At 58.8% G+C, this 16,850-nt stretch carries 23 protein-coding genes; 12 read left to right on the forward strand and 11 right to left on the reverse strand.

Annotated elements, in window-relative coordinates; all coding sequences use genetic code 11:
- Positions 1-56 precede the first annotated feature (56 nt).
- Positions 57-581, reverse strand: a complete 525-nt coding sequence (gene yjgA / locus ACW9IR_RS18120; RefSeq protein ID WP_007915377.1) for a ribosome biogenesis factor YjgA — start codon at positions 579-581, stop codon at positions 57-59.
- Between the two features lie 108 nt (positions 582-689).
- Between yjgA and pmbA the strand changes: the two genes are divergently transcribed.
- The 6 genes from pmbA to ACW9IR_RS18150 all read left to right on the forward strand — a co-directional run bounded on the left by pmbA (position 690) and on the right by ACW9IR_RS18150 (position 6,048).
- Positions 690-2,036, forward strand: a complete 1,347-nt coding sequence (gene pmbA / locus ACW9IR_RS18125; RefSeq protein WP_102900689.1) for a metalloprotease PmbA — start codon at positions 690-692, stop codon at positions 2,034-2,036.
- Between the two features lie 242 nt (positions 2,037-2,278).
- A complete protein-coding gene (locus ACW9IR_RS18130) occupies positions 2,279-2,686 on the forward strand; it encodes a FagA protein (RefSeq protein ID WP_102900688.1) in 408 nt (135 codons plus the stop codon).
- Positions 2,667-4,043 (forward strand): class II fumarate hydratase, encoded by a 1,377-nt coding sequence (locus ACW9IR_RS18135; RefSeq protein ID WP_457464490.1) that lies wholly within the window; start codon positions 2,667-2,669, stop codon positions 4,041-4,043. Before ACW9IR_RS18130 ends, ACW9IR_RS18135 begins: the two co-directional genes overlap by 20 nt.
- A gap of 27 nt (positions 4,044-4,070) precedes the next feature.
- Positions 4,071-4,511: a hypothetical protein gene (locus tag ACW9IR_RS18140; RefSeq protein WP_110719038.1), complete on the forward strand. Its 441-nt coding sequence runs from the start codon at positions 4,071-4,073 to the stop codon at positions 4,509-4,511.
- A gap of 1 nt (position 4,512) precedes the next feature.
- Positions 4,513-5,124 carry a superoxide dismutase gene (locus ACW9IR_RS18145; protein ID WP_457464492.1) on the forward strand — a complete coding sequence of 204 codons (612 nt, stop codon included), beginning with the start codon at positions 4,513-4,515 and terminating at the stop codon, positions 5,122-5,124.
- A 30-nt stretch (positions 5,125-5,154) separates the two neighbouring features.
- Positions 5,155-6,048 carry a ZIP family metal transporter gene (locus tag ACW9IR_RS18150; RefSeq protein WP_457464494.1) on the forward strand — a complete coding sequence of 298 codons (894 nt, stop codon included), beginning with the start codon at positions 5,155-5,157 and terminating at the stop codon, positions 6,046-6,048.
- A gap of 94 nt (positions 6,049-6,142) precedes the next feature.
- Here ACW9IR_RS18150 and ACW9IR_RS18155 read toward each other — a convergent pair whose 3' ends face one another.
- The 10 genes from ACW9IR_RS18155 to ACW9IR_RS18200 all read right to left on the reverse strand — a co-directional run bounded on the left by ACW9IR_RS18155 (position 6,143) and on the right by ACW9IR_RS18200 (position 13,166).
- A complete protein-coding gene (locus ACW9IR_RS18155; protein WP_008085079.1) occupies positions 6,143-6,418 on the reverse strand; it encodes an HPr family phosphocarrier protein in 276 nt (91 codons plus the stop codon).
- Between the two features lie 15 nt (positions 6,419-6,433).
- Positions 6,434-7,291, reverse strand: a complete 858-nt coding sequence (gene rapZ, locus ACW9IR_RS18160; RefSeq protein WP_038357533.1) for an RNase adapter RapZ — start codon at positions 7,289-7,291, stop codon at positions 6,434-6,436.
- Positions 7,292-7,293: 2 nt separating this feature from the next.
- A complete protein-coding gene (gene ptsN / locus ACW9IR_RS18165) occupies positions 7,294-7,758 on the reverse strand; it encodes a PTS IIA-like nitrogen regulatory protein PtsN (protein WP_077571129.1) in 465 nt (154 codons plus the stop codon).
- Between the two features lie 11 nt (positions 7,759-7,769).
- The gene (gene hpf, locus ACW9IR_RS18170; RefSeq protein ID WP_093435973.1) at positions 7,770-8,078 is read right to left on the reverse strand and encodes a ribosome hibernation-promoting factor, HPF/YfiA family; all 309 of its coding nucleotides are present in this window, start codon (positions 8,076-8,078) and stop codon (positions 7,770-7,772) included.
- A 73-nt stretch (positions 8,079-8,151) separates the two neighbouring features.
- The gene (locus ACW9IR_RS18175; RefSeq protein WP_457464497.1) at positions 8,152-9,642 is read right to left on the reverse strand and encodes an RNA polymerase factor sigma-54; all 1,491 of its coding nucleotides are present in this window, start codon (positions 9,640-9,642) and stop codon (positions 8,152-8,154) included.
- A gap of 187 nt (positions 9,643-9,829) precedes the next feature.
- Complete coding sequence (lptB, locus tag ACW9IR_RS18180) at positions 9,830-10,555, reverse strand: LPS export ABC transporter ATP-binding protein (RefSeq protein ID WP_008085069.1); 726 nt, start codon at positions 10,553-10,555, stop codon at positions 9,830-9,832.
- The gene (gene lptA, locus ACW9IR_RS18185; protein ID WP_095119478.1) at positions 10,555-11,100 is read right to left on the reverse strand and encodes a lipopolysaccharide transport periplasmic protein LptA; all 546 of its coding nucleotides are present in this window, start codon (positions 11,098-11,100) and stop codon (positions 10,555-10,557) included. The genes lptB and lptA overlap by 1 nt, the downstream gene beginning before the upstream one ends.
- Positions 11,087-11,659, reverse strand: a complete 573-nt coding sequence (lptC, locus tag ACW9IR_RS18190; protein ID WP_038357537.1) for an LPS export ABC transporter periplasmic protein LptC — start codon at positions 11,657-11,659, stop codon at positions 11,087-11,089. Before lptC ends, lptA begins: the two co-directional genes overlap by 14 nt.
- Positions 11,660-11,667: 8 nt before the next feature.
- The gene (locus tag ACW9IR_RS18195) at positions 11,668-12,192 is read right to left on the reverse strand and encodes a KdsC family phosphatase (protein ID WP_038357538.1); all 525 of its coding nucleotides are present in this window, start codon (positions 12,190-12,192) and stop codon (positions 11,668-11,670) included.
- Positions 12,192-13,166 carry a KpsF/GutQ family sugar-phosphate isomerase gene (locus ACW9IR_RS18200; protein WP_102900684.1) on the reverse strand — a complete coding sequence of 325 codons (975 nt, stop codon included), beginning with the start codon at positions 13,164-13,166 and terminating at the stop codon, positions 12,192-12,194. The genes ACW9IR_RS18195 and ACW9IR_RS18200 overlap by 1 nt, the downstream gene beginning before the upstream one ends.
- 275 nt (positions 13,167-13,441) lie before the next feature.
- Here ACW9IR_RS18200 and ACW9IR_RS18205 point away from each other — a divergent pair, with 275 nt between their 5' ends.
- The 6 genes from ACW9IR_RS18205 to ACW9IR_RS18230 all read left to right on the forward strand — a co-directional run bounded on the left by ACW9IR_RS18205 (position 13,442) and on the right by ACW9IR_RS18230 (position 16,831).
- Entirely contained in the window at positions 13,442-14,251 is an 810-nt protein-coding gene (locus ACW9IR_RS18205; RefSeq protein ID WP_007912403.1) for an ATP-binding cassette domain-containing protein, read from the forward strand.
- Positions 14,251-15,048: a lipid asymmetry maintenance ABC transporter permease subunit MlaE gene (mlaE, locus tag ACW9IR_RS18210; protein ID WP_003221704.1), complete on the forward strand. Its 798-nt coding sequence runs from the start codon at positions 14,251-14,253 to the stop codon at positions 15,046-15,048. Before ACW9IR_RS18205 ends, mlaE begins: the two co-directional genes overlap by 1 nt.
- Positions 15,048-15,515 (forward strand): outer membrane lipid asymmetry maintenance protein MlaD, encoded by a 468-nt coding sequence (gene mlaD / locus ACW9IR_RS18215; protein ID WP_007912400.1) that lies wholly within the window; start codon positions 15,048-15,050, stop codon positions 15,513-15,515. The genes mlaE and mlaD overlap by 1 nt, the downstream gene beginning before the upstream one ends.
- 11 nt (positions 15,516-15,526) lie before the next feature.
- Complete coding sequence (locus ACW9IR_RS18220; RefSeq protein WP_095119475.1) at positions 15,527-16,174, forward strand: MlaC/ttg2D family ABC transporter substrate-binding protein; 648 nt, start codon at positions 15,527-15,529, stop codon at positions 16,172-16,174.
- Complete coding sequence (locus ACW9IR_RS18225) at positions 16,171-16,476, forward strand: STAS domain-containing protein (RefSeq protein WP_457464503.1); 306 nt, start codon at positions 16,171-16,173, stop codon at positions 16,474-16,476. The genes ACW9IR_RS18220 and ACW9IR_RS18225 overlap by 4 nt, the downstream gene beginning before the upstream one ends.
- Before the next feature lie 115 nt (positions 16,477-16,591).
- The gene (locus tag ACW9IR_RS18230) at positions 16,592-16,831 is read left to right on the forward strand and encodes a BolA family protein (protein WP_007912386.1); all 240 of its coding nucleotides are present in this window, start codon (positions 16,592-16,594) and stop codon (positions 16,829-16,831) included.
- Positions 16,832-16,850: the final 19 nt, after the last annotated feature.

Raw genomic sequence — 16,850 nt, forward strand, 5'->3', positions numbered from 1 at the left:
CTTTGCTCTTAAGATCAAAAGATCGCAGCCTGCGGCAGCTCCTACGGGGTCGAATATCAACGCAGACCGCGTTGAGTCTCGTCCAGCTCACGGATGTACTTGAAGATCTTGCGGCTGGAAGCAGGAGGTTTGTTTTGCGCAACCTCGTGCTGAGCCTGACGGATCAGGGAACGCAATTGCTGGCGATCGGCGTCCGGGTACTCGACGACGAATTTTTCCAGAACGGCATCGTCGCCCGCGATCAGGCGATCACGCCAGCGTTCGAGATTGTGGAAACGCTCGTTGTACTGACGAGTCGAGGCATCGAGTTGATCGAGCAAGGTCAGAATCGCGTCAGTGTCCTGATCGCGCATCAGTTTGCCGATGAACTGCAGGTGCCGTTTACGCGCGATGTTCGCGGTGTGCTTGGGCGCATCGGCCAAAGCCCGGCGCATGGCGTCGGTCAGTGGCAGTTTTGCGATCAAGTCAGGCTTGAGTGTTGTCAGGCGCTCGCCGAGGTCAACCAGAGCATGCAGCTCGCGTTTGACCTGAGATTTGCTTTTTTCTCCCGTATCGAGGGAGTCGTCGTAAGAATCAACCATGGTGGCAGTCCGCAAAGAAACGCCGCCATGATAACCAGTCGGGGGCCGCTTGTCCGGCCCGGTCGCTCGATGACCCTAGCCGAAAGCAGAATTTGAGTGGAGATGAGCATGAGTGCAGTTCAAAGCGTCGGCCCGCAGGCATTGCCGGCACTGCAGGAACAGGTCGAGCAGATCATCGCCGAAGCCAAGCGTCAGGGCGCCAGCGCCTGCGAAGTAGCCGTGTCGCTGGAGCAGGGACTGTCGACTTCGGTGCGCCAGCGCGAGGTCGAAACGGTCGAGTTCAATCGTGATCAGGGCTTTGGCATCACGCTGTATGTAGGTCAGCGCAAAGGCTCGGCCAGCACCTCTGCCACCGGACCGGACGCCATTCGCGAAACCGTCGCGGCGGCACTGGCTATCGCCAAACACACCTCCGAAGACGAGGCCTCGGGCCTGGCCGATGCGGCGTTGATGGCCAAGGAACAGCACGATTTCGATCTGTTCCACGAGTGGGACATCACGCCGGAGCAAGCCATCGAGAAGGCCTTGCTCTGTGAAGCAGCGGCATTCGACGCCGATGCGCGGATCAAGAACGCTGACGGCACCACCCTCAGCACTCATCAGGGCTGCCGTGTGTACGGCAACAGTCACGGTTTCATCGGTGGCTATGCCTCGACCCGGCACAGCTTGAGTTGCGTGATGATCGCCGAGGCCGACGGCCAGATGCAGCGCGATTACTGGTACGACGTGAGCCGTCAGGGCGAATTGCTCGCCGATCCGGTCAGCATCGGTAAGCGTGCTGCGCAACGAGCCGCGAGTCGCCTGGGTGCGCGGCCGGTGCCGACCTGCGAAGTGCCAGTGCTGTTTTCTGCCGAACTGGCCGGTGGCCTGTTCGGCAGTTTTCTTTCCGCAGTGTCCGGCGGCAGTCTGTATCGCAAATCGTCGTTCCTTGAAGGCACTCTGGGGCAAAAATTGTTCCCGGAATGGCTGACCATCGATGAGCGTCCGCACCTGATGCGCGCAATGGGCAGTGCTTCGTACGACGGTGACGGCCTGGCGACGTACGCCAAACCGTTCGTCGAAAAGGGCGAATTGGTCTCGTACATTCTCGGCACTTACTCCGGACGCAAACTAGGCATGCCGAGCACCGCTAACGCGGGTGGCGTGCACAACCTGTTCGTCACTCATGGCGATGAGGATCAGGCGGCGCTGTTGAAGCGCATGGGCCGTGGCTTGTTGGTCACCGAGTTGATGGGCCATGGCTTGAACATGGTCACCGGCGACTATTCGCGCGGGGCGGCAGGCTTCTGGGTCGAAAACGGCGAAATCCAGTTTGCGGTGCAGGAAGTCACCATCGCCGGCAACATGCGTGACATGTTCAAGCAGATCGTTGCCGTGGGTAATGATTTGGAACTGCGCAGCAACATTCGCACCGGTTCGGTGTTGATCGAGCGGATGACGGTGGCGGGCAGCTAAGCTCCAACCGTGACAAAAAAGGCGCGCCATCTACTCGGATGGCGCGCCTTTTTCATGTCTGGCACAAATCTCCTGTGGGAGCGAGCTTGCTCGCGAATGCGTTGCGTCAGTCAGAGATGTTGTTACTGAAAGTCCGTATTCGCGAGCAAGCTCGCTCCCACAGGGGGTGTGCATATCCCAGGCTTGTTTTGGTTCTCATTATCATCTAATAATAAATCTCATTATCGGATGAGCCCCGGATCATGAGTTCTGCCTTGCACGAGCAGCCGTACCTCGAAAGCTGGCGCTGGATGAGTCGCCAGATCCGTTGCGCGATGGATCCCGACGAGCCGCGCCTGATCGAACACTATCTGGCCGAAGGCCGGTATCTGGCCTGTTGTACGGCAACTTCTCCCTGGACCATCGCTGAAACTTCCTTCCGTCTGCTGCTCGACACGGCCACCGACATCGCCTTGCCGTGGCATTGGCGAAGCGTCTGTCTCGATCAAGCCTGGCGCCCGCTGCGTGAAATGGAGCGCCTGTCCCTGTGCAAATGCCGGCTCAACCGCTGGCAGCGCTACACCTGGCAGCTCGCCACTTGCGAGTTGCTTCCCTCGATTCCTCTCATTGAATTAGTCCAAGGATTTACCGATGACCAAGACACGTATTGAGCGCGACAGCATGGGCGAACTGCAGGTGCCGGTGGACGCTCTCTACGGCGCGCAAACCCAGCGCGCAGTGGATAACTTCCCGATCAGCGGCAAACCGATGCCGACGCAATTCATCCGCGCGCTGATCCTCGCCAAAGCCGCCGCAGCCCGCGCCAACGTCGAACTCAGCCAGATCACTGCCGCTCAGGGCAAAGCCATCAGCGACGCCGCGCAAGGTTTGCTCGAAGGCGATTTCATGCAGCATTTCCCGGTGGACATCTTCCAGACCGGCTCCGGCACCAGCTCCAACATGAACGCCAATGAAGTGATTGCCACCCTGGCCAGCCGTTTGCTCGGCGAGCCGGTCAACGCCAACGATCACGTCAACTGTGGCCAGAGCAGCAACGACATCATCCCGACCACCATCCACGTCAGCGCTGCGCTGGCCCTGCACGAACAACTGCTGCCGGCGCTGTTGCATCTGGTGCAAGTGATCGAGCACAAAGCCGTGCAAGTGCATCATCACGTCAAAACCGGTCGCACGCATTTGATGGACGCGATGCCGGTGCGCATGAGCCAGGTACTCAATGGCTGGGCGCAACAACTGAAGGCCAACATCGCTCATCTGCAGGATCTGCTGCCGAGCCTGCAATCGCTGGCGCAGGGCGGCACGGCGGTCGGCACCGGGATCAACGCACACCCTGAGTTCGCCGCGCGTTTCAGCCGTCAGTTGAGCCAACTGACCGATGTGCAATTCACCCCCGGCAAGGATCTGTTCGCGCTGATCGGCTCGCAGGACACCGCCGTCGCCGTCTCCGGCCAACTCAAGGCCACCGCCGTGTCGCTGATGAAAATCGCCAACGACTTGCGCTGGATGAACTCCGGCCCGCTCGCCGGCCTCGGCGAAATCGAACTCGAAGCTTTGCAGCCGGGTTCGTCGATCATGCCGGGCAAGGTCAATCCGGTGATCCCCGAAGCCACCGCCATGGTCGCTGCGCAAGTGATCGGCAACGATTCGGTGATCACCATCGCCGGCCAGTCGGGCAACTTCGAATTGAACGTGATGCTGCCGATCATTGCGCAGAACCTGCTGAGCAGTATCGAACTGCTGGCCAACTCCAGCCGCCTGCTCGGTGACAAAGCCATCACCAGCTTCAAAGTCAACGAATCGCGCCTGAAGGAAGCGTTGTCACGCAATCCGATTCTGGTCACTGCGCTCAACCCGATCATCGGTTACCAGAAAGCCGCCGAAATCGCCAAGCAGGCCTACAAGGAAGGTCGCGCGGTGATCGACGTCGCCCTCGAACATACCGACCTGTCGCGCAGCCAGCTGGAAGAGTTGCTCAATCCCGAGAAGCTCACCGCCGGCGGCGTGTAAAACCTGCAACCGCTTTGGAGGCTCACCATGGAGCACTGGAAACGCACGATCGAACGGGCCAATCGCTGCTTCATGCTCGGCGAATTGATCGACGCCCGTGAGGCTTACCTGCAGGCCCTGGCCCTGGCGCAAGTGTTGTTCGAACGCTGGGCGGATGCCGACGAAGCGGTGGCGGCCTGCGTCATCTCCCATCACAACCTGGCGGACTTGCACCTGCGCCTGAATCAGCCTGAGGAGAGCGCCGAGTATCTCTGCGCCATCCACCAACGGCTGTTGCAGACCATGCAGGACGAACGCCTGCGCCTGGCATTGCGTGAAGCGGCGTTGCGCCAGAGCAGCAAGACCTACGTCGAGCTGCTGAATTTCATCAGTGAACACGGCGAATACCCGCGCACCCAGCGCCTGCTGCACCCGGATACCGGCAATGCGCGCCGCGCGCCTGCCCCTCATCACCATGGAGTCCATTGAAATGGCTTTTACCTTGCCTGCCTTGCCTTACGCCTACGACGCCCTCGAGCCGCATATCGATGCGCAGACCATGGAAATTCACTACACCAAGCATCACCAGACCTACATCAACAACCTCAACGCGGCGGTAGAAGGCACTGAATACGCCGAATGGCCAGTGGAAAAACTCGTCGCCAGCGTTCAGCAATTGCCGGAAAAGCTTCGTGCGGCGGTGATCAATCAGGGCGGCGGTCACGCCAACCATTCGCTGTTCTGGGAAGTCATGGTGCCCAACGGTGGCGGCAAGCCGGATGGCGCGCTGGCCAAGGCCATCGATGAACATCTGGGCGGCCTCGACAGCTTCAAGGAATACTTCACCAAAGCCGCACTGACCCGCTTCGGCAGCGGCTGGGCCTGGCTCAGCGTGACCCCGGAGAAAAAGCTGATCGTGGAAAGCAGCGGCAATCAGGACAGCCCGTTGATGAATGGCAACACGCCGATTCTCGGTCTCGACGTCTGGGAGCACGCCTATTACCTGCGTTATCAGAACCGTCGTCCGGAATACATCAATGCGTTCTACAACGTGATCAATTGGCCTGAAGTGGCTGCGCGCTATCAGGCCGCACTGGTTTAAGTCTTCTATAAAAACAATCCAAGGCTGACTATGGGCACTGAAACACTGGCGATCGGAAGTGGGCGTATGTTTCGTTACGCAGTGGGATCGCTATTGCTGTTGGCGGGCATGACCTTGCTGGTCGCCCACGGGCTGGAATGGCTGAATCTCGAGCCGAGGCTGTCGCGGGCGTTGCAGGGCGGCGCGATCTGCGCCCTTGGCACGGCGCTTGGCGCTGTCCCGGTGCTGGTGATTCGGCGCATGCCCCAGGCACTCAGCGATACCTTGCTGGGTTTTGGCGCCGGGGTGATGCTGGCGGCGACGGCATTTTCGTTGATCGTGCCGGGCATTGCTGCTGCCGAAAGCCTCGGCCTGACTCCGTGGGGCGCCAGTGGCCTGATCTGTTTCGGCATCATGCTCGGTGCGTTTGGCCTGTATCTGGTTGATCGCAAGGTGTCGGGCGCGTCCCCGGAAATGCTCGTCGGCACCGTCGAGCATCCGGTGATACCGCCGCGGATCTGGCTGTTCGTGTTCGCCATCATTGCCCATAACATCCCTGAAGGCATGGCCGTCGGCGTTTCTGCCGGCGGCGGCATGCCGGATGCGGACAGTCTGGCCATGGGCATCGCTTTGCAGGATGTGCCGGAAGGTCTGGTGATTGCATTGGTGCTGGCCGGGGCAGGGATGTCGCGGTTCAAAGCATTTTTGATCGGGGCGGCGTCAGGTCTGGTCGAGCCGGTGTTTGCGCTGTTGTGCGCGTGGCTGGTCAGTCTGGCGCAGGTGTTGTTGCCATTAGGACTAGCGCTCGCGGCGGGGGCCATGTTGCTGGTGGTGACCCACGAAGTGATTCCCGAGTCGCGACGCAATGGTCATGACAAACTGGCCAGTCTTGGTCTGTTGATCGGGTTTTGTCTGATGATGGTGATGGATACGGCGTTGGGTTGAAGTCGTGCAAAAGATCGCAGCCTGCGGCAGTTACTATACGGAACGCATTCCAATGTAGGAGCTGCCGCAGGCTGCGATCTTTTGACTTTGGCTGTCAGCCGCCTTCGTCGAAATAGTTGTTGATCAACGCCACCAGCGCATCCAGCGCTTCCTGTTCCTGATGCCCTTCAGTACTCAAATAGATCTTGGTGCCCTTGCCTGCCGCCAGCATCATCATCGCCATGATGCTTTTACCGTCAACCGTGGTCTCTGGTGTACGACCCACTCTGATCGTGCAATCCGGATACTGCCCGGCCACTCCGACAAACTTGGCCGATGCGCGGGCATGCAGGCCCAGCTTGTTGATGATTTCGATTTCCAGAGCAGGCATCGCGGTGTGAATCCTTTAAGTGAGGTCGCGGTGGCGAACCTGGACGTTCTTCAGGGTTTTCTGCAGGGCCTGACCCAGACGTTCGGTCAGGTAGACGGAGCGGTGATGCCCGCCGGTGCAGCCAATGGCAATGGTGACGTAGGCACGGTTGCTGGCGGCGAAGCGCGGCAGCCATTTGTGCAGGTAGGTGAAGATGTCCTGAAACATCTCTTCGACCTCCGGCTGTGCCGCCAGGTATTCAGCCACCGGCGCATCGAGACCCGATTGCGCGCGCAGTTCCGGCTTCCAGTACGGATTGGGCAGGCAGCGCACATCGAACACCAGATCCGCATCCACCGGCATGCCGCGCTTGAAGCCGAAGGACTCGACCAGAAATGCGGTGCCCGGCTCTGGCTGATTCAGCAGGCGCAGCTTGATGGAGTCGCGCAGCTGGTACAGGTTGAGGTTGGTGGTGTTGATTTTCAGGTCGGCGAGGTCGGCGATCGGGCCGAGCAGGGCGGTTTCATCCTGGATCGCTTCGGCCAGCGAGCGATTGGCGTTGCTCAGTGGATGGCGACGGCGGGTTTCGGAGAAACGCTTGAGCAGGGTTTCTTCGTCGGCGTCCAGATACAGGACATCGCATTGGATGTGCTTGGCCCGGACATCTTCAAGCAACTCGGGAAAGCGCGTCAGATGGCTCGGCAAGTTACGCGCATCGATCGACACGGCCACCAGCGGTTGCGCCAGCTCAGTGTGAATCAGTGCGCGTTCGGCCAGTTCCGGCAGCAAGCCTGCGGGCAGGTTGTCGATGCAGTAATAGCCGTTGTCCTCAAGGACATCCAGAGCCGTACTTTTACCCGAGCCGGAACGGCCGCTGACGATGATCAAACGCATGATTAATGCCCGTTCTGCTCGCTCAGGACGACCTGATACAAGGCTTCGCTACTCGGTGCGCTACGCAGCTTTTCGCGCACTTCCTTACGATCCAGCATGCTGGCGATCTGACGTAGCAACTCCAGATGCGCATCGGTGGCGGCTTCCGGGACCAGCAAAACAAACAGCAGGTCAACCGGAGCGCCGTCAATGGCGTCGAAATCGATCGGAGCGTCAAGGTGCATCAGCGCGCTGATCGGCGCTTGGCAACCCTTGAGGCGGCAATGGGGGATGGCGATGCCGTTACCAAAACCGGTGGAACCGAGTTTTTCACGGGCAATCAACGCCTCGAAGACATCCTGCATGGCCAGATCCGGCACTTCGCGGGCGATCAGGTTGGCAATTTGTTCGAGGGCTTTCTTTTTACTGCCACCCGGCACGTTCACGAGGGAACGGCCGGGGGTCAGGATACTTTCAAGTCGGATCATGGAATGGGGGGTTATCGACCTGTCGCGCCCTGGAGGAGGCTTTGGGTCTTTTCCTTATGCTTTTTGAGTTGGCGATCCAGCTTGTCGGTCAGCAGGTCAATGGCGGCATACATGTCGTCATGCTCGGCATTGGCAACCACTTCTCCGCCGGGAATATGCAAGGTGGCTTCGATTTTCTGCTTCAGCTTTTCGACGCACATCGTGACTTGCACGTTGGTGATCTTGTCGAAATGGCGCTCTAATCGGTCGAGTTTTTCGTTGATGTAGGTGCGCAGAGGTTCGGTCACTTCCAGTTGGTGTCCACTGATGTTGACTTGCATACAGCTTCTCCTTCGTTGCCAGTGCATAAAGCGGCAGGCTGGATAGCCTGCCACTGGAACGCTGTAACGTGGCTTACATCAACCGCTTGCGTTCGCTCGAAGGCGCGATCCCGAGGGATTCGCGGTACTTGGCGACGGTGCGGCGAGCCACCTGAATGCCTTGTGCCTCCAGTAAACCAGCGATCTTGCTGTCACTCAACGGCTTTTTCTGATTTTCCGCGGCAACCAGTTTTTTGATGATCGCGCGAATCGCCGTGGACGAGCATTCGCCGCCTTCAGAGGTGCTGACGTGGCTGGAGAAAAAGTATTTCAGTTCATAAATACCGCGCGGGGTATGCATGAATTTCTGCGTGGTCACCCGGGAAATCGTCGATTCGTGCATGCCCACGGCTTCGGCGATGTCATGCAGCACCAGTGGCTTCATGGCTTCGTCGCCGTACTCCAGGAAGCCGCGTTGATGTTCGACGATCTGGGTAGCAACTTTCATCAGGGTTTCGTTGCGGCTCTGCAGGCTCTTGATGAACCAGCGAGCTTCCTGCAACTGATTGCGCATGAACGTGTTGTCGGCGCTGGTGTCGGCGCGACGGACAAAACCGGCGTACTGGGCGTTGACGCGCAGGCGTGGTACCGATTCCTGATTCAGCTCGACCAGCCAGCGCTCGTTGTCCTTGCGCACGATGACATCAGGGACGACGTATTCGGCTTCAGTGGACTCGATCTGTGAGCCCGGACGCGGATTGAGGCTTTGCACCAGCTCGATGACCTGGCGCAACTCGTCTTCCTTGAGCTTCATGCGCCGCATCAACTGGCTGTAGTCGCGGCCGCCGAGCAGGTCGATGTAATCGCTGACCAGACGCTTGGCTTCAGCCAGCCAAGGCGTCTTGACTGGCAGCTGGCGCAATTGCAGCAGCAGGCACTCGCCAAGGTTGCGGGCGCCGATGCCGGCCGGTTCAAACTGCTGGATGCGGTGCAGGACGGCTTCGATTTCGTCCAGTTCGATGTCCAGTTCCGGATCGAACGCCTCAAGGATCTCTTCGAGGGTTTCGTCCAGGTAGCCCTGATTGTTGATGCAGTCGATCAGGGTCACGGCGATCAGGCGATCGGTGTCGGACATCGGCGCGAGGTTCAGTTGCCACAGCAGGTGGCTTTGCAGGCTCTCGCCAGCGGAGGTGCGGGTGGTGAAGTCCCACTCGTCATCATCGCTGCTGGGCAGGCTGCTGGCGCTGGTCTGGTAAACGTCTTCCCAGGCGGTGTCGACCGGAAGCTCGTTGGGAATGCGCTCGTTCCATTCGCCGTCCTCGAGGTTGTCCACCGTCGGGGCGGTTTCCTGATAGGAGGGTTCCTGGATTTCGGTGGGTTTCTGTTCGGCGTTGTCGGCCATGGGGTCGGAATTGTCGAAGTCGTCGCCTTCTTCCTGGCGTTCGAGCATCGGATTGGATTCCAGAGCCTCCTGGATTTCCTGTTGCAGATCCAGGGTCGACAATTGGAGCAGGCGGATGGCCTGTTGCAGCTGCGGTGTCATCGTCAGCTGCTGGCCCATTCTCAAGACTAGCGATGGTTTCATGGCAGGGGCTTAACACCTTATTCGCCGGCGCTATGCGCCATCCACTACAGGGCGCCGGGGCGCCAAACTTAAGCAAATTATATGCCTGAAACTGAAGTGTTTGCCTAGAGCGCTGTAACAATTAAAGCGTATTAATTCCTGCTTGAATCGATACAGCGCCCGGGCGGCGCACCGGGCACTGTTACGCTTACAAGCGGAACTCGTGACCCAGATACACTTCCTTGACCAGATCGTTGGCCAGGATGGTTTCTGCATCGCCTTCAGCAATGAGTTGGCCATCGTTGACGATGTAAGCGGTTTCGCAGATGTCCAGCGTCTCACGGACGTTGTGGTCGGTGATCAATACACCGATACCCTTGGCCTTGAGGTGGTGGATGATCTGCTTGATGTCGCCGACCGAAATCGGATCGACACCGGCAAACGGTTCGTCGAGCAGGATGAATTTCGGTGCCGTTGCCAGCGCGCGAGCGATTTCCACCCGGCGGCGTTCACCACCGGACAGGCTCATGCCGAGGTTGTCGCGGATGTGGCTGATGTGGAATTCCTGCAGCAGGCTTTCCAGCTCTTTGCGGCGACCGGCCTTGTCGAGTTCCTGACGGGTCTCGAGGATGGCCATGATGTTGTCGGCCACCGACAGTTTGCGGAAGATCGACGCTTCTTGCGGCAGATAGCCGATGCCAGCCTTTGCACGGCCGTGCATCGGCTGGTGGCTGACGTCCAGATCATCGATCAGTACGCGGCCCTGATCGGCCTGCACCAGGCCGACGATCATGTAGAAACACGTGGTCTTGCCGGCGCCGTTCGGGCCGAGCAGACCGACGATCTGGCCGCTGTCGATCGACAGGCTGACATCACGCACGACCTGGCGGCTTTTATAGGCCTTGGCCAGGTGCTGAGCTTTCAGAGTTGCCATTACTGGGTTTTCTCGTCGGTTTTCTTCTTCGGCTGGATCACCATGTCGATGCGCGGACGCGCCTCGGTGACCTTGCTTCCTGTAGCGCGACCGGCGCTGGCCAGTTTCTTCACGGTGTCATAGACGATTTTCTCGCCCTGAGTGACGTTGCCGTCTTTGTCGACGACCTTGGCCTTATCGATCAGCACGACGCGGTTTTGCTGGGCGTGGTATTGAATCGTCACGCCGTAGCCTTGAACTGGTTTGGCGTCGCCCTGGGTTTGCAACTGCTCGAAGTAAGCCAGATTGCCCACGGAGGTCACTACGTCGATATCGCCATTCGGCGCGCGAGTCATGGTGACGGTGTTGCCTTTAACGATCATCGAGCCCTGGGTGATGATCACATCACCTTTATAGGTAGCGATGCCGTTCTTGTCATCCAGTTGGGCGTCGTCGGCCTGAATGCGGATAGGTTGCTGCTGATCGTTCGGCAGAGCCCAGGCGCTCACGCTTCCCAGTGCTGCGCCCAGACTGAGCAAAATAGGGAGGGTTTTAACGAGCCTCATACTGTCCTCTTACGTTCGATAGCAGGTGTATCCTGCTTTCCTTCAGGTACGCTTTCATTCCAACGCCAGTCGATACACCGCCAGCGCCGTCGATTCTAACGGGTTGCTCGGTCTGCGCATATTCCTGCTGCGGGAACACGGTCATGCGAGTGGAAGTGATCAGGATGTCGCGCTTCTTTTCATCGGTGCGCGCAACGCGTACCGAATCGATCAGTTCGACTTCGGTGCCGCCTGAGTTCACTTCACCGCGCTCACTGGTCACGTGCCACGGGAATTCTGTTCCGCGATACATGTTCAGGTCGGGTTTGGTCACGAGCGTGACGTCAGTTGCCTTCACGTGCTCGGCTTTCTCGGACGTCATTTCATACTGCACCTTGCCATCCGGCAGGTATTGCAGGGTATGGGTGTTGGTTGCATACCAGTCGATAGGCGTTTCCACCGAGGTGACCGGTGGTTTGTCGAGAAAGCGTTCCGGGCTGATATTCCAGTAGCCGACCGCTGCGAAAATCGCAGCGATGCAGCCGAACAGCAGGAAGTTACGAAATTTTTTGCTGAACATGGTTTGGCTCACAGGTACGCGGCGTTGGCCGCATCGAGGCGGCCCTGGGCGCGCAGGATCAATTCACAGAATTCGCGGGCGGCGCCTTCACCACCGCGAGCGCGGGTCACGCCATGGGCGTGTTCGCGGACGAAGTCGGCAGCGTTGGCCACGGCCATGCCCAGGCCGACCCGGCGGATCACTGGCAGGTCGGGCAGGTCGTCACCGAGATAGGCGACCTGTTCATAGCTTAGGCCCAGTTGCTCAAGCAGGCCGTCGAGAACGACCAATTTGTCTTCGCGTCCCTGAAACAGGTGGGGGATGCCGAGGTTTTTCGCCCGGCGTTCGACCACTGGAGTCTTGCGACCACTGATGATAGCGGTCTGCACGCCGGCGTTCATCAGCATTTTGATGCCTTGGCCGTCGAGGGTGTTGAAAGTCTTGAACTCGCTGCCGTCTTCAAGGAAGTACAGACGGCCGTCGGTGAGTACGCCGTCGACGTCGAAAACCGCCAGTTTGACCGCTTTGCCGCGTTGCAGCAGATCGTTGCTCATTACATGACTCCTGCGCGCAGCAGATCGGAGAGGTTGAAGGCGCCGACCGGGCGATCTTCCTCGTCTACGACTACCAACGCGTTGATTCGGTGATCTTCCATGATTTTCAGGGCTTCGGCGGCCAGCATTTCCGGCCGGGCAGTCTTGCCGTGGGCTGTCATCACCTGGTCGATGGTGGCGCTGCGAATGTCGATGCTGCGATCCAGGGTGCGGCGCAAATCGCCGTCGGTGAAGATCCCGGCGAGTTTGCCATCGGCTTCAAGGATGACGGTCATGCCCAGACCCTTGCGGGTCATTTCCATCAGCGCGTCCTTGAGCAGCGTACCGCGTTGTACTTGCGGCAACTCCTGCCCGGCGTGCATGACGTTCTCCACTTTCAACAGCAGGCGACGGCCAAGGGCGCCACCCGGATGAGAAAAGGCGAAGTCTTCGGCAGTGAAACCGCGCGCTTCCAGCAACGCTACGGCCAGCGCATCACCCATGACCAAAGCTGCGGTGGTCGAGGAGGTCGGCGCCAGGTTCAGCGGACAGGCTTCGTGCTCGACGTGAACGTTGAGATTGACCTCGGCCGCCTTGGCCAGCGGCGATAGCGGGTTGCCGGTGAGGCTGATCAACTGGATGCCCAGACGTTTGATCAGCGGCAGCAGGGTGACGATTTCGTTGGTCGAGCCGGAATTCGACAGGGCCAGAATCACGTCATCACGAGTGATCATGCCCATGTCGCCATGGCTGGCCTCGGCCGGGTGCACGAAAAAAGCCGGGGTGCCGGTGCTGGCCAGGGTCGCGGCAATCTTGTTGCCGATGTGCCCGGATTTGCCCATGCCGACCACAACTACACGGCCCTTGCTGGCCAGAATCATCTCGCAAGCGCGTACGAAATCGGCGTCGATATGGGGCAACAAGCCTTGTACGGCTTCCACTTCGAGTTGGATGGTGCGTTGTGCCGATTGAATCAGGTCGCTGGATTGGCTCATGTCAGAAATCGTATAGCCCGATGAAAAGGCGGCGATTATAGCGGTTATGTGGCAAAGCCTCACGCAAGTTCGTCGTGCTTTGTCATTACTCGTTACCAAAACCCGGTAAAAGAGCCTGCGCACCTGTCATATCGCCGAACTCAGGCTGGTACAAGCCTTGGGCGCGTAGCCTTTGCAGTGATATAGTTCGCCGCCAGTTCGGCCTGCCCGGGATGTACGTACTTTTTAAGTAAAGACAGGCGTCCGAGTGAGAGGCTGCATCGCAAGGAGTTTAGATGAGTGCCGATAACGCCTACGCGGTCGAGCTGAAGGGAGTCTCCTTCAAGCGCGGTGCGCGCAGCATTTTCAATAACGTCGATATTCGCATACCGCGCGGCAAGGTCACCGGCATCATGGGGCCTTCCGGGTGTGGCAAGACCACGCTGCTGCGATTGATGGGCGCACAATTGCGTCCTGCCAGCGGCGAAGTCTGGGTCAACGGCCAGAACCTGCCTGCGCTTTCGCGCAGCGATCTGTTCGATGCGCGAAAGCACATGGGTGTGCTGTTTCAAAGCGGCGCGCTGTTCACCGATCTCGATGTGTTCGAGAACGTGGCTTTCCCCCTGCGTGTTCATACCGATTTGCCGGAAGAAATGATCCGCGACATCGTCCTGCTCAAATTGCAGGCGGTCGGTCTGCGCGGTGCCATCGAGTTGATGCCGGATGAGCTGTCCGGTGGCATGAAACGTCGGGTCGCACTGGCGCGGGCTATTGCGCTCGATCCGCAGATTCTCATGTACGACGAGCCATTCGTCGGCCAGGACCCGATCGCCATGGGCGTGCTGGTCCGTCTGATCCGTCTGCTCAACGATGCGCTGGGGATCACCAGTATCGTGGTGTCCCACGATCTGGCGGAAACCGCGAGCATCGCCGACTACATCTATGTCGTCGGTGATGGTCAGGTGCTGGGGCAGGGTACGCCGGACGAGTTGATGAACTCGGACGAGCCGCGTATCCGTCAGTTCATGACCGGCGATCCCGATGGCCCGGTGCCGTACCATTTTCCAGCGACGGATTACCGCGCAGATCTTCTGGGGAAGCGCTGATGCGCAGAATTTCATTAATAGAACGCGTGCGCCGGTTCGGCGAGGCGGCGATCGACGCCGTCGCGGTGTTCGGTCGTGCGACGCTGTTCCTGTTTCATGCCTTGCTGGGGCGTGGTGGTATCAGCGGCGGTTTTGGTCTGTTGGTCAAGCAACTGCATTCGGTCGGCGTGATGTCGCTGGTGATCATCGTCGTTTCCGGGATTTTCATCGGCATGGTGCTGGCGCTGCAGGGCTTCAGCATTCTGTCGAGCTACGGTTCGGAGCAGGCGGTGGGGCAGATGGTTGCGCTGACCTTGCTGCGTGAGCTGGGGCCGGTGGTGACTGCACTGTTGTTTGCCGGTCGTGCCGGGTCGGCGCTGACCGCAGAGATCGGCAACATGAAGTCCACTGAACAGCTTTCCAGCCTGGAAATGATCGGCGTCGATCCGCTCAAATACATTATCGCCCCGCGCCTGTGGGCCGGCTTCATTTCCCTGCCGGTGCTGGCAATGATTTTCAGCGTCGTGGGCATCTGGGGTGGTTCTTGGGTGGCCGTCGACTGGCTGGGTGTGTATGAAGGCTCTTATTGGGCGAACATGCAGAACAGCGTGAACTTCACCAGTGACGTGCTCAATGGCGTGATCAAAAGCATCGTTTTCGCCTTTGTAGTGACCTGGATCGCCGTATTCCAAGGCTATGACTGTGAGCCCACTTCCGAGGGCATCAGTCGCGCCACCACCAAGACTGTAGTGTTTGCCTCGCTGGCAGTGCTCGGCCTGGACTTTATTCTGACCGCTTTGATGTTTGGAGATTTCTGATGCAAAACCGCACCCTGGAAATCGGTGTCGGCCTGTTCCTGCTGGCAGGGATCCTGGCTTTGTTGCTGCTTGCTTTGCGGGTCAGTGGTCTGTCTCCGACGTCGACCACCGACACCTATAAACTTTATGCGTATTTCGACAATATCGCCGGTTTGACGGTCAGAGCCAAAGTGACCATGGCCGGTGTGACTATCGGCAAGGTCACGGCAATCGATCTGGATCGCGACAGCTTCACCGGTCGGGTAACCCTGCAAGTGGATAAAAAGGTCGACAACCTGCCGACCGACTCCACAGCGTCTATCCTGACCGCTGGTCTGCTGGGCGAGAAGTACATTGGTATCAGCGTAGGCGGGGAAGACAAGCCGCTGAAGGATGGTGGAACCATTCACGACACGCAGTCGTCACTGGTACTGGAAGACCTTATCGGTAAATTCCTGCTCAATACCGTTAGCAAAGACGCCAAATGAGGAGCTTTTGAATGATCTCTATCTTGCGACGTAGCCTGTTGGTGTTACTGGCGGCTCTGCCGTTGATGGGTAACGCCGTGGCTGCTGCAACTTCGGCACATGATCTGGTGCAGGACACGACCAGCCGGTTGCTGGCCGATCTGGCTGCCAACAAAGAGAAATACAAGCAGGACCCGACCGACTTCTACACAGCGCTCAACAACATCGTCGGGCCGGTGGTGGATGCCGAAGGCATTTCCAAGAGCATCATGACGGTCAAGTACTCGCGCAAGGCTACGCCTGCGCAGATGCAGACCTTCCAGGAAAACTTCAAGAAAGGTTTGTTCCAGTTCTACGGCAACGCCTTGCTCGAGTACAACAACCAGGGCATTACCGTTGACCCTGCCAAGGACGAATCGGGCGATCGCACCAGCGTCAACATGACCGTCAAGGGCAGCAGCGGCGCAATCTATCCTGTGCAATACACGCTGGAGAAGATCAACGGCGAGTGGAAACTGCGCAACGTGATCATCAACGGCATCAACATCGGCAAACTGTTCCGTGATCAGTTCGCTGACGCGATGCAGCGCAATGGCAACGATCTGGACAAGACCATCAATGGTTGGGCCGGTGAAGTGGCCAAGGCCAAGGAAGCCACCGAAAAGAATCCAGCACAATGAGTGAGGCCGCAGTTCGTATGAGTGATGTCGACGAGCTTCTGCTCAGCGGAGTGCTGGACTATCGCACCGGCGCTGACCTGCGCAAGCAAGGCCAGGGGCTGATCAAGTCCAGCAAGGCTGCTTCGCTGGTGATCGATTGCTCGGCGGTGAAGAAGTCCAGCAGCGTCGGTTTGTCGTTGCTGCTGTGCTTCATGCGCGATGCGAATGCGGCCGGAAAGGCTGTCAGCATCCGTGCGATGCCCGAAGACATGCGCGAAATCGCTCAGGTCAGTGAGCTGACCGAACTGTTGGCGCACTCCTGAAACAGCATCTATAAAGAAGCCCCCCGTCAGAGTCCTGCCATGCGGGGTTCGCAGGCGCGGGGCTTTTTTGTATGATGTCCGACCCGTGCGCACAGGGCGCCGATTGAGGTTGAGCATGCAGGCCGTAGAAGTGAAGAGCTTCCTTGAAGGAAAGCTGCCCGGAACGTTGGTAGAAGTTGAGGGCGAAGGCTGCAATTTCCAGCTGAACGTGATTAGCGATGAACTGGCGGCGTTGAGCCCGGTGAAGCGTCAGCAGCAGATCTATGCCCATTTGAACCCGTGGATCACCGATGGCAGCATCCATGCGGTTACTATGAAATTTTTCAGCAGCGCGGCCTGGGCCGAGCGCACCTGAGCCTAAGGGCGTCGAGATT

Source organism: Pseudomonas sp. SDT291_1_S447 (assembly GCF_054070155.1).

What these genes read in the sequence shown, in the direction of transcription:
- lptA (WP_095119478.1), bottom strand. Translation starts at nt 11,100, where the DNA reads ATGAGGCTCGTTAAAACCCTCCCTATTTTGCTCAGTCTGGGCGCAGCA.
- lptC (WP_038357537.1), bottom strand. Translation starts at nt 11,659, where the DNA reads ATGTTCAGCAAAAAATTTCGTAACTTCCTGCTGTTCGGCTGCATCGCT.
- ptsN (WP_077571129.1), bottom strand. Translation starts at nt 7,758, where the DNA reads ATGATCCGACTTGAAAGTATCCTGACCCCCGGCCGTTCCCTCGTGAAC.
- lptB (WP_008085069.1), bottom strand. Translation starts at nt 10,555, where the DNA reads ATGGCAACTCTGAAAGCTCAGCACCTGGCCAAGGCCTATAAAAGCCGC.
- ACW9IR_RS18220 (WP_095119475.1), top strand. Translation starts at nt 15,527, where the DNA reads ATGATCTCTATCTTGCGACGTAGCCTGTTGGTGTTACTGGCGGCTCTG.
- ACW9IR_RS18145 (WP_457464492.1), top strand. Translation starts at nt 4,513, where the DNA reads ATGGCTTTTACCTTGCCTGCCTTGCCTTACGCCTACGACGCCCTCGAG.
- mlaE (WP_003221704.1), top strand. Translation starts at nt 14,251, where the DNA reads ATGCGCAGAATTTCATTAATAGAACGCGTGCGCCGGTTCGGCGAGGCG.
- ACW9IR_RS18135 (WP_457464490.1), top strand. Translation starts at nt 2,667, where the DNA reads ATGACCAAGACACGTATTGAGCGCGACAGCATGGGCGAACTGCAGGTG.
- pmbA (WP_102900689.1), top strand. Translation starts at nt 690, where the DNA reads ATGAGTGCAGTTCAAAGCGTCGGCCCGCAGGCATTGCCGGCACTGCAG.
- ACW9IR_RS18205 (WP_007912403.1), top strand. Translation starts at nt 13,442, where the DNA reads ATGAGTGCCGATAACGCCTACGCGGTCGAGCTGAAGGGAGTCTCCTTC.
- hpf (WP_093435973.1), bottom strand. Translation starts at nt 8,078, where the DNA reads ATGCAAGTCAACATCAGTGGACACCAACTGGAAGTGACCGAACCTCTG.
- ACW9IR_RS18130 (WP_102900688.1), top strand. Translation starts at nt 2,279, where the DNA reads ATGAGTTCTGCCTTGCACGAGCAGCCGTACCTCGAAAGCTGGCGCTGG.
- yjgA (WP_007915377.1), bottom strand. Translation starts at nt 581, where the DNA reads ATGGTTGATTCTTACGACGACTCCCTCGATACGGGAGAAAAAAGCAAA.
- ACW9IR_RS18150 (WP_457464494.1), top strand. Translation starts at nt 5,155, where the DNA reads ATGGGCACTGAAACACTGGCGATCGGAAGTGGGCGTATGTTTCGTTAC.
- ACW9IR_RS18175 (WP_457464497.1), bottom strand. Translation starts at nt 9,642, where the DNA reads ATGAAACCATCGCTAGTCTTGAGAATGGGCCAGCAGCTGACGATGACA.
- ACW9IR_RS18225 (WP_457464503.1), top strand. Translation starts at nt 16,171, where the DNA reads ATGAGTGAGGCCGCAGTTCGTATGAGTGATGTCGACGAGCTTCTGCTC.
- ACW9IR_RS18155 (WP_008085079.1), bottom strand. Translation starts at nt 6,418, where the DNA reads ATGCCTGCTCTGGAAATCGAAATCATCAACAAGCTGGGCCTGCATGCC.
- rapZ (WP_038357533.1), bottom strand. Translation starts at nt 7,291, where the DNA reads ATGCGTTTGATCATCGTCAGCGGCCGTTCCGGCTCGGGTAAAAGTACG.
- ACW9IR_RS18230 (WP_007912386.1), top strand. Translation starts at nt 16,592, where the DNA reads ATGCAGGCCGTAGAAGTGAAGAGCTTCCTTGAAGGAAAGCTGCCCGGA.
- ACW9IR_RS18195 (WP_038357538.1), bottom strand. Translation starts at nt 12,192, where the DNA reads ATGAGCAACGATCTGCTGCAACGCGGCAAAGCGGTCAAACTGGCGGTT.
- mlaD (WP_007912400.1), top strand. Translation starts at nt 15,048, where the DNA reads ATGCAAAACCGCACCCTGGAAATCGGTGTCGGCCTGTTCCTGCTGGCA.
- ACW9IR_RS18140 (WP_110719038.1), top strand. Translation starts at nt 4,071, where the DNA reads ATGGAGCACTGGAAACGCACGATCGAACGGGCCAATCGCTGCTTCATG.
- ACW9IR_RS18200 (WP_102900684.1), bottom strand. Translation starts at nt 13,166, where the DNA reads ATGAGCCAATCCAGCGACCTGATTCAATCGGCACAACGCACCATCCAA.